The organism is Frankia tisae (assembly GCF_025403405.1).
In the GTDB taxonomy this organism is placed as follows: Bacteria; Actinomycetota; Actinomycetes; order Frankiales; family Frankiaceae; genus Frankia; species Frankia tisai.
The window spans coordinates 24,931-35,213 of record NZ_JANEZT010000018.1 but is presented as its reverse complement, the minus strand read 5'-3'; the positions used below and the strand labels follow the sequence as shown (position 1 = coordinate 35,213).

Sequence of the window (10,283 nt, the reverse complement as noted above, 5' to 3'; positions counted from 1 at the left end):
CCACCCCGCGGGCCGCCCAGCCCCGGCGGCGGCGCTCGCTCCTCGGCGGGCGCTGGTCGGGCGGGTCGTGCCGCTTCCAAAGAATCAAGCGATCGAACGATTGACAAGAACCGGTCGCTTGCTCGAATCTTGACCCATGCCACCCGGGAGCAGGAAGCCCGCGGTGGCGGTGGCGGTGGACCCACGACCTCACCCGGGGTCGCTACGCACCCACCGACGAGGCCGGCCACGCGCACCAGCCGGCTTGTGCGTCATTTCGATGACCAGCACCCTGGCAACGACGAAGAGCGCGCCGTGGGGCCGTGACGTGCGAACAAGGAGTCAGCGAGATGAACTTACGCGAGCATAAAGGGACACGGCTGGCGTCCTGGATCCGCGCGTTCGATCCGGCCGACGTGGAGCGATTCCGCGATAGCGGACAGTGGCGTGACCGTACGTTCCTGGACGACTTCCTGGACAACGTTCGGCGGTTGTCGCAGAAGGCGGCCGTCGTCTCGTACCGCAGGGGGGTTTCCTTACCCGAAACGGTGACCTATGGTCAGCTCGGCGCTCTTGTCGATCGGCTCGCCGGTGGTCTTCTCGCCATCGGCGTCAAGCCCGCAGACGTGGTGTCGATCCAGGCCGCCAACGGTTGGGAAGGTCCGGCCATCGCCCTGGCAACCATGCGCATAGGGGCCGTACCGAATCCGATTCCGATCATCTACCGCGAGCGTGAACTGCGGTTCATGCTGGAAGATTCCGGGAGCAAGGTGTACCTCGCGCCGCAGCGGTTCCGCGGCTATGACTTCGCGGCGGCGGCGCAGCGGCTCCAGTCCGAGATCGACACCCTCCAGCAACTCTACTTCTTCGACGCGGACGACACGATCGATCCTGAGATGGATTTCGTGCGCTCGCTGGTCGACGTCAGGCGAGAGCTCGCTCCCGGCCTCGCGGAGACGCTCGAACCGTTGCGTCCCGGTGCCGATGACATCGCGATGCTGGTGTACACCTCCGGTACCACGGGTACTCCGAAGGGCGCGTTGCACACCTACAACACCGCGTGGTCGGGATACCGGAACGTCATCACCGACGCGCTGTCCCTCACAGCGGACGACGTGGCGTTCATGGCGTCGACACTGGGCCATCTGACCGGGTTCATTCATGGCATGCTGGTTCCGCTGTCCATGGGCCAGAAGGTGGTCTACCAGGATCGATGGGACGTCGACGGACTGCTCGACATGATGGGGACCGAAGGCATCACCTGGACGCTGTCCGCCACGGCCTTCGCGCTCGACATGCTCGAGGCCCGGAAGAACCGAGCGCAGGTCCCGGGCGACACGATGCGCGCCTTCGCCTGCGGCGGCGCCTCGATTCCTCCCGGCGTGGCCGTTGCCATGCACGAGGAGTTCTCGACCAGCCTCGTTCCGCTGTGGGGCTGTTCGGAGACGGGGATCGCCAGCATCCACAAGCTCGGCGCGAGCGTCGAAACCCTCAACTCCAGCGACGGGTTCCCGGTTCCGTGGCAGACGACCCGGGTGGTCGACGCCGACCAGAATTTCGTTCCACCGGGCGTGATCGGGAATTTACAGGTCCGTGGCCCGGGCATCTTCGCGGGATACTTCGGCCACAACGACCTGACCGCCGATGCCTTCACCTCGGACGGCTGGTACGACACGGGAGATCTTGGCCGGGTGACCGACGACGGCGCCATCCGTATCGAGGGGCGTAGCAAGGACATCATTATTCGTGGCGGTCAGAACATCTCCGCCGTCGAGATCGAGAACGTCCTGTACACGCATCCGAACATTCACGACGTCGCGGTGGTCTCCTATCCCGACGAGCGGCTTGGTGAACGGGTCTGCGCGGTCATCGTGGCCGACGGCAGGGAGCCCACGCTGGCGGATGTGGTGACCTACCTCGAAAAGGGCGGCATGGCGAAGCCGTTCTGGCCGCAGAAGGTGGCCGTTGTGAAGTCCCTGCCGCGTACCCCCTCCGGAAAGGTGCAGAAGTTCGTGCTGCGCGAGTCTCTTGCCGAGTCCGGCACCGTCGGATCCGAGTAGTCAGGATGAGGACACGCAGCCGCGGTCACGGCTTCGACGCCGGTCCCGTCGGGATCTGGACCGCCACGCTGGATCCGCTGCCCATGCCCCGGGCCGTCGAGCTGGCCCGCGAGGTGGAGGGCCTGGGGTTCGGTACCTTGTGGACGCCGGGTGACGCGGGACGCGAGGCCCTGACCGCAGCCGCCCAGTACCTCGCCGGCACCACACGACTTCGTATCGGCACAGGCGTCGCGAGCATGTATGCCCGCGACGCCCACGCGCTGGTGAGCGGGCGGCGAGTGCTCTGGGAGGTCCACGGTGACCGCTACGCGTTGGGCCTGGGCGTCAGCCATGCGTCCTTCGCCGACAGGCGGGGGCACGAGTTCCGTGCCCCGCTCACCGCGATGACCGAGTACCTGCAGCACATGCGCGACGCATCCGCTCGTCAGCAGACGCCTGATTCCGCACTCACCCTCATCGGCGCACTTGGTCCGAAGATGCTCCAGCTGGCCGGCTGCCGCACCGGCGGCGCACTCACCTACAACGCGACACTCGCGCACACCGAGGCGGCCCGCCGCGATGTGGGCCCGGACGCCTTCCTGGGGGTGACGCAGGTGGTGATCTGGGCTGACCACGACGCCGAGGCACGCGAAATCGGCCGTCGTTACCTTGATTTCTACCTGAGACTGCCCAACTACATGCGGCACTTCGAGCGGCTGGGGTTCACCGCCGACGACTTCTCGGGCCGCGGCAGTGACCGGTTGATTGACGAGCTGTTCGTGTGGCGTGCGGACGCGATCTACGAGCGTGTCCGGGCGCATCTGGCCCGCGGCGCCGACCATGTGGCGCTCAATGTGATCGCCGCGGACCGCGATCACCCACCGCTCGAGGGATGGCGATCTTTGACCACCGTCCTGAGCGACTGGTTGCACATAGACGAAAGGCCAGCTCGTGTCGGCTGAGCCAACGATGAACCCCGTCTACATCTCCGGAGTCTCCCAGCGGATCGTGGGCCGCGGAAAGCCTGCTCCGCCCTACCTGAAGCTTCTGGCGGACGCCGCCGCGGACGCCGTGACCGACGCGGGACTGGAGCCGCACGCCATCGACGGGCTGGTCCTGTCGTCGTCCATCCCCCAGCCGTTCGCGTGCAACCCCGCCGAGCTTGCCGAGTACCTCGGCATCGGACCGGCCTACGCTGCGATGGCGCCCTACGGCGGTCGCCCCGCGACGGACGTGATCGGCATGGCCCGATCGGCCGTGAACGCCGGCCTGGCCAGCAACGTGCTGGTGCTGTCAGCCGACAACTTCGCGACGACCCTCGGGCTCGAGGGGGCGATCGAGCTCTACATGAAGAGTTTCGATCAGACCTATGAGCGGCCGTTCGGTCCCCTCATCCCCACCGCGTTCGCCCTGATGGCCGCACGGCACATCCACGACTACGGCACCACGCTGGAACAGCTGGCCTCGCTCGCGGTCACCATCCGCCGACACGGCCTGCTGAATCCCGACACGGAGGTCTCCGGCGAGCTGACCGTCCGGTCGGTTCTGGACGATGTCGTCATCAGCAGCCCGCTGACCCGGTCGATGGTGGCCCTGATATCGACCGGCGGGGCACAGGGCTTCGTCGTCACCAGGAGGCCCACGGGTAACCGCGCCGTCGCCGTCAGGGGCTACGGCGAATCATGCGGTTTCATGAGCCTGACGCAGGCGCCAAGCCTGGCGCGGTTCGCCCACATCCGGGTCGCCGCGGACCAGGCTGTCACCCAGGCCGGGATCACACTCGACGACCTCGACTTCGTCGAGCTCTACGATCCGGCCACCATCGTCCCCCTGATCCTCCTCGAGGAGATCGGTTTCTGCGAGAAGGGCGAGGGCGGCGCGTTCGTCGAGAGCGGGGCGGTCGACCTTGGCGGGCGACTCCCGGTGAACACGCACGGCGGCACGCTGGCATTCCGGCATCCCGGCATGGGCGCGGCTCTGGACTCCGTCGTCGAGGCGGTCGTCCAGCTGCGTGGGGAGGCCGGCGCCAGGCAGGTCCAGGACGCCGAGCTCGGCCTCGTGCACGGTCAAGGCAGCTGGTTGGCCAACAACGGTTTCCTGGTCCTGGGAAGAGTCCGATGACAACAACCCCCGTGGAAGTGGACGTCGATCCGCTGGAGGACCCGGCCGCGTTCTTCTGGCGCGAGTGCGGTCGCAGCGCCTTCTGGTTACAGCACTGCGGCGACTGCGAGAAGTGGCAGTACTACCCGCGTCATCTCTGTTCACATTGCTGGTCCCGGAAGCTCACGTGGAGGCGACCGTCCGGTCTGGCCGTCGTCGAGACCTTCAGCGTCGTCCACCGTGGCAGCGGCGCCTTCGCCGATCTGACGCCGTACACGGTGGCTCTCGTCAGGCTCGCCGAAGGGCCGACGATGATGACGAACATCGTCGACGTCGATCCTGACAGGGTCGAGATCGGCCTTGAGGTCCAGCTCGACTTCGCGCGCCGTGGTGATCGCGTGCTCCCCGTGTTCCGGGTACGGGGCCGGTGATGAACGAGACGGTGATGATCACCGGTGCGAGTGCGGGCATAGGCGAGGGTATGGCGCGGGTCTTCGCCTCACGCGGCGCGGATCTGGTGGTCACCGCCCGCCGCCTGGAGCGTCTCGAGGCGCTCCAGGCCGAGATCGAGGCCCGCCATCCCGGTCGCCGGGTGGTCCCGCTGCGTATGGACGTCACGGACCACGACCGCGTCTTCGAGGCGTTCGAGCAGGCGGTCGCGGCGACCGGACGCCTGGACCGGGTTGTCGTGAACGCGGGGCTGGGCAAGGGATCACGAGTCGGGGCGGGCCGATTCAGCGGAAACCGGGACACCGCCCTGACGAACTTCGTCGGTGGAATCGCGCAGTGTGAGGCGGCCATGCGCGTGTTCTACGCGCAGGGACACGGCCACCTCGTCGTCGTCTCCTCGGTGGTCGCCGCCCGCGGCATGCCCGGCCCGATGAACGTGTACGCCGCGTCCAAAGTCGCCCTGGCGCATCTGGCCGAGGGCATCCGTAGCGATGTCGAGGCAAGGGGTGTGCCCATCTCCGTCACCACCATCCGGCCGGGCTACATCGACTCGGACATGCACGCCCGCACCGGCCGCCGTCATCGGCTCCTGGTCGACGCCGAGGTGGGCCACCGCGCGTTGGTCGATGCCATCGAGCGCGGAGGCAGGAACCTGTATGTGCCGCGGTGGCCGTGGACCGCGTTCGCCTGGGGCCTGCGCCACCTGCCCCTGGCCGTCACCCGCCGGATCGTCTGACCGCCATGCCGTCTGACACCAGGCCACGCGCGGCGACGCCGCATCGAGAACCGACGCCGCATCGAGAACAAGGGCCGGTCGAGAACAAGGAAGGGGATCTGCCGCGGTATGTCCTATGACTTCGTGACGATCAAACACATCGGCGCGACGGGTGTCGTGTCCATCGACAACCCTCCGGTGAACGCCCTGCATCCCGATGTGGCGGCCGAGATCGAACACGCGGCTCGGGCGATCGAGCAGGACCTCGACCTGCGGAGCATGATCCTGACCGGTACCGGCCGGTGCTTCGTCGCCGGTGGTGACATCCGGTACTTCACCGAGATCGACCGCGAGGGCGCCGCCGCGATGGCGTTGCGGGTCCAGGGGATGCAGCAGGTGCTGTTCGACCTTCGGGTTCCGGTCATAGCGGCGATCAACGGACATGCGCTCGGCGGTGGTCTTGAGCTGCTGCTCTCCTGCGACATCGCGATCGCCGAAGAACAGGCGAAGATCGGCGTCACCGAGGTGCAGCTCGGTCTGATTCCCGGGGCCGGTGGGACGCAGATGCTGTTCTCCGCGCTTCCCGTCGGCACCGCCAAACGGCTGCTGTTCACCGGCGACCGGCTGCCGGCCGGGGAGGCGCACGCGATCGGTCTTGTGGATCAGGTCTGCCCCACGGGGGGCTCGTTGGAGGCTGCCCTGGCCGTCGCCGAGCGGATCAACAGGGCTGGACCGCTCGCGGTGGAGGCCGCGAAGCGCTCGGCCAACTACCGACTGCGGCATTCGCTCGACGAAGGGCACCGGCGCGAGGTGGAGATCTTCGCCGCGCTGTTCGACACCGAGGACCACCGTGAGGGCATCACGGCCTTCCTGGAGGGTCGCGCGCCGCACTACCAGCGACGTTGAGTGCCGGCGACGTTGAGTGCCGGCGATGGTGACCAGTGACGGCGAGGGGAGAACCGTGGAGGAGCAACGCGAGGTAGCGGTCGTCACCGGGGGCGGCGGCGGCCTGGGCGCCGCCACGTCGCTCCGGCTCGCGCGGGGAGGCGCCCACGTGTGCGTCGTGGACATCGCCACGGATCCCGCGGAGCGGGTGGCGGCCGGCCTGGTGGCGGACGGGCTCAGCGCGTCGAGCCATGTGTGCGACGTGACCTCCTCCTCCGCCGTCGACCTCCTGGCCGCAGGTGTGGCCGAGCGGTTCGGGGCACCGAGTGTCCTGGTCAACCTCGCGGGCGCGGTCCGCAACGCGGTGCTGGCAAAGATCACCGACGCGGACTTCGAGCTGGTTCTCGGCACGCACCTGGTGGCGACGCTGCACACGGTGCGCGCGTTCGCCCCCGCGATGAAGGAGCGCGGGTACGGACGGATCATCAACACCAGCTCCGTCGCCGCCAGGGGCGTGGTCGCCGGGGTCAGTTACGGCGCTGCCAAGGGAGGTATCGAGGCACTGACACGATCGGCCGCGATCGAGCTCGCGAAGCACGGAGTCACGGTGAACTGCGTCGAGCCGGGCGTGGTCGCCACCGGCATGTTCCTGAGCACGCCAGGTGAGTTTCAGCGCAACCAGATCGCTCAGATACCGGCCAGGCGGCCGGGCAGACCGGAGGAGATCGCGGCCTGCATCGCCTTTCTGGCGTCACGCGACGCCAGCTATGTGACTGGCCAGACTCTGACTGTGTGCGGCGGCCTGTCCGTCGGCGCGCTCAGATAATCCGACAGATCCGTTGACGGTGGGTAAACGGAGTCCTAGTATCAATCGTACGCTTGATTAAAATGGGGAGACACAGTGGAACTGGCCGTCGTGCACATCAACGCCCAGCGTGGATCCGAGCCCTACACGGAGATGATCACCAAGGTGTTCAACAAGGTGAAGCGTGAGGACACGAAGATCACACACCGCTGGGCGAAACTGAAGCGCGCGTCGGACACGGTGTTCGGATACCCGTACCTGCTGAACTCGGTGGACGTGATCCACAACATCGTGGACGCGGGCCGGCAGGGGGCGGACGGCGCGATGGTCGCGTGCAGCGGTGATCCCGGTATCACCGAGGCCCGGACCCTGGTCGACATCCCGGTCGTCGGGCCCTGGGAGGCCACGCTGCACCTCGCCAGCTCCTACGCCTACCGCTTCGGTGTCGTGACGGTCGAGGACGTCGCCTGGGCCGAGACGTGCCACAGTCTGATCGCCAAGAACGGGCTTCTCGATCGCTGCGTGGGAGTCGAGCGTATTGAGACCCCATCCGCGCAGGCCTTCACCGAAGGTTTCGCGAATCCCGACTTCGTCGTCGCCGACGTCGAGCGTCAGGCGAACAGGCTTGTCGACCGCGGCGCCGGCGCGATCGTGATCGGCAGCGCCGGGCTCAGCACCATGACTGCCGCGGCGGGACTGACCAGGCTCAAGGGTGACATCCCGGTGTTCGAAACCTTGAGCGTGGGGCTCAAGACCCTCGAGATGCGCGTCGACCTCACCACCAAGGGCGGCCTGCCGCCCACCAGCCGTGCCGGCTACACCCAGCGTCTTGCCGACGCGGACACCGACCGGGTCCGAGGACTGTTCGGGCTCTGAGTCCGCCGGTTTCCGGGTCCGTCCGGTCATGAGCCCGCGGTCACCAGCGTTGAAGGGATCCCACATGTCCATCAGCTCCGTGGCGCTGTCCATCCTCACCGAGGAGGAGCGCGAGTTTCAACAGGTCGTACAGCAGTTCATGAACAAGCACGTGCATCCCATCGTCGCGGAGATGGAGCGTGCGGGTCGGCCACCGCAGGAGCTGCTCAGGCTCATGGGTGAGCAGGGAATTCTCGGCTGCTTCGCCCCGGAGGAGTACGGAGGCGGCGGGGGCAGTCTCATGACTCGCGCGATCGTGGCCGAGGAGACCGCCCGCGTCGACGCCGGCCTCGACGCGACCTTGTTCGTGAATCTCAGTCTGATCGCCCGTCACCTCATCAAGCGTGGCACCGAGGAACAGAAGAAGAAGTACCTCGTCCCGCTGATCGCCGGCGAGGCGTCCATGTCGATCTGCCTGACCGAGTCACATGGCGGCTCCAACGCCCTGAGCCCCCGGACGACCGCGCGCAGGGTGGGCGACGACTGGGTCATCGACGGCTCGAAGACCTTCATCACGAACGCGCCCATCGCGACGATGTTCATGGTCTTCGCCAGGACCAGCGGCGAGGACCGGCGGGCCCGCGGCGGTACCTGCTTTCTCGTCGATCGGGATACGCCGGGCCTCACCGTCGGCAAGCCTTTCGACAAGCTGTCCCTGCGGAGCTCACCGACCGCGGAGGTGTTCTTCGACTCCGTCAGGGTCTCGGCGGACCAGGTCCTCGGGGAAGTCGACAACGGTTTCTACTACATGCTCGAGGGGCTGGACCTGGAAAGGGTCTTCGAGGGTGCGTCCAACACGGGTATCACCCAGGCCTGTCTTGACCTCGCCGTCGAGTACTCCAGCGAGCGGGAGGTCTTCGGCCAGCCGCTGTCGACCTTCCAGCTGACGCAGGACAAGATTGCTCGGATGGCAACTGGTGTGGAGATGTCGCGGGTGATGTTCTACCACCTCATCCGTGCCATCGAACGCGGCGAAGAAGTGACGCGGGCGGCGGCGGTCCTCAAGCTCTACAGCTCGGAGGTGGCGGTCGAGGCCTCGCGCGAGGTCGTCCAGATCCTGGGGGGCTACGGCCTGATGGAGGAATACCCCGCGGCACGGCTCTACCGCGACGCGAAGCACCACGAGATCGGTGCCGGGACCAGCGAGATCCAGAAGCTGATCATCGCGCGGGAGACCTACAAGGCCGCGGGCAAGGGCAGGGTATGACGTTGTCGGGAACCATGTCGCTGGAAACCACCAACCGGTACCTGTCCGATGACGCGCTCGAGCTCCGTACGGTTCTGCGCCGTTTCATCGAGGAGCAGATGCCGCGCACCGCCGCCGCCGAGTGGGACAAGGCGAACGAGTTCCCTCGCGACGTCTTCGACAAGCTCGTGGGGATCGGAGTGGCCGGGCTGGCCATCCCCGAGGAGTACGGCGGAATGGGTCGCGACATCCACGCCACGCTCATGGTGATCGAGGAGCTTTCCAGACGCAGCTCGGCGGTCGCGATCCCGTACATCATGGCGAGCTGTTACGCGGGAATGACCGTGGTGGAATGCGCCAGCGAGGAGCAGAAGAAGCGCTGGCTTCCCGAGATCGCCCAGGGCCGCCTGCTGTTCGCCTACGGCTGGACCGAACCGGACGTGGGCGCCGACCTGGCGGATGTGCGGACCACCGTACGTCGGGACGGGGACGAGCTGGTCGTCAACGGGTCCAAGCGGTTCTGCACCGGGGCGGAGATCAGTGACTACATCTACACGCTGGCCAACTCCGATCCCGACGCTCCGCATTACCACAACCTCAGCACGGTTCTCGTGCCCAGCCGGGCCGAGGGCGTGACGATCACGACGATTGACGCGATGGGCCTCAAGGGCAGCGGGACGACCGATGTCGTCTTCGATGACGTCCGGGTGCCCCTCGCGAACCTGATGGGAGGGGAGGAAGCCTGGAACCGTGGCTGGTCGCTCATCACCGGCGCCGGCCTCGACATCGAGAAACTCGAGGTGGCCGCCATGGCTTTGGGCCTCGGCGCGGCCGCCTGCGCGGATGCGCATGCCTATGCTCAGGAACGCCGACAGTTCGGCGTCCCGATCGTCAGGCACCAGTCCATAGCGCACTCACTCGCGGACATGCGAGTCAAGCTGTACGCGTCCCGCCTCGTACTGGACGATGCCGCGGAGCTGGCGAACCGCGGCGCCCGCTGTGGCGTCGAAACGTCCATGGCCAAGTTGTTCGTGACGGAGACGTGCAAGCAGATCGTGCTCGACGCGCAGACGGTCCTGGGTGCCTATGGCTACGTCAAGGACTTCGATATGGAGAGATATGTGCGCGACGTGCTGTTGATGCCGATCATCGGCGGATCCTCTGCGATTCAGCGAAACAACATTCACAAATGGTCACGGCCACGCTAGC

At 66.9% G+C, this 10,283-nt stretch carries 10 protein-coding genes; all 10 read left to right on the top strand.

All coding sequences use genetic code 11. The features are described from left to right. The first annotated feature begins 329 nt into the window (after positions 1–329). The 10 genes from NBZ85_RS03345 (at position 330) to NBZ85_RS03300 (ending at position 10,282) form a co-directional block, all read left to right on the top strand. The gene (locus tag NBZ85_RS03345; RefSeq protein WP_261554428.1) at positions 330–2,039 is read left to right on the top strand and encodes an AMP-binding protein; all 1,710 of its coding nucleotides are present in this window, start codon (positions 330–332) and stop codon (positions 2,037–2,039) included. Between the two features lie 5 nt (positions 2,040–2,044). Next, a complete protein-coding gene (locus NBZ85_RS03340) occupies positions 2,045–2,980 on the top strand; it encodes a TIGR03620 family F420-dependent LLM class oxidoreductase (RefSeq protein WP_261554427.1) in 936 nt (311 codons plus the stop codon). 7 nt (positions 2,981–2,987) lie between these two features. Next, positions 2,988–4,139 (top strand): thiolase family protein, encoded by a 1,152-nt coding sequence (locus tag NBZ85_RS03335; protein WP_261554426.1) that lies wholly within the window; start codon positions 2,988–2,990, stop codon positions 4,137–4,139. Beyond that, positions 4,136–4,549, top strand: coding sequence for a Zn-ribbon domain-containing OB-fold protein (locus tag NBZ85_RS03330; RefSeq protein WP_261554425.1), 414 nt, complete (start codon positions 4,136–4,138; stop codon positions 4,547–4,549). The genes NBZ85_RS03335 and NBZ85_RS03330 overlap by 4 nt, the downstream gene beginning before the upstream one ends. Next, positions 4,549–5,304, top strand: a complete 756-nt coding sequence (locus NBZ85_RS03325) for an SDR family oxidoreductase (RefSeq protein ID WP_261554424.1) — start codon at positions 4,549–4,551, stop codon at positions 5,302–5,304. Before NBZ85_RS03330 ends, NBZ85_RS03325 begins: the two co-directional genes overlap by 1 nt. Positions 5,305–5,412: 108 nt before the next feature. Then, complete coding sequence (locus tag NBZ85_RS03320) at positions 5,413–6,189, top strand: enoyl-CoA hydratase/isomerase family protein (RefSeq protein WP_261554423.1); 777 nt, start codon at positions 5,413–5,415, stop codon at positions 6,187–6,189. 25 nt (positions 6,190–6,214) lie between these two features. Continuing rightward, positions 6,215–6,994: an SDR family NAD(P)-dependent oxidoreductase gene (locus NBZ85_RS03315; RefSeq protein WP_261561495.1), complete on the top strand. Its 780-nt coding sequence runs from the start codon at positions 6,215–6,217 to the stop codon at positions 6,992–6,994. Positions 6,995–7,069: 75 nt separating this feature from the next. Then, complete coding sequence (locus NBZ85_RS03310) at positions 7,070–7,849, top strand: aspartate/glutamate racemase family protein (RefSeq protein WP_261554421.1); 780 nt, start codon at positions 7,070–7,072, stop codon at positions 7,847–7,849. Positions 7,850–7,913: 64 nt separating this feature from the next. Continuing rightward, a complete protein-coding gene (locus tag NBZ85_RS03305) occupies positions 7,914–9,095 on the top strand; it encodes an acyl-CoA dehydrogenase family protein (RefSeq protein WP_261554420.1) in 1,182 nt (393 codons plus the stop codon). Further along, positions 9,092–10,282: an acyl-CoA dehydrogenase family protein gene (locus NBZ85_RS03300; protein WP_261554419.1), complete on the top strand. Its 1,191-nt coding sequence runs from the start codon at positions 9,092–9,094 to the stop codon at positions 10,280–10,282. Before NBZ85_RS03305 ends, NBZ85_RS03300 begins: the two co-directional genes overlap by 4 nt. Position 10,283 lies beyond the last annotated feature (1 nt).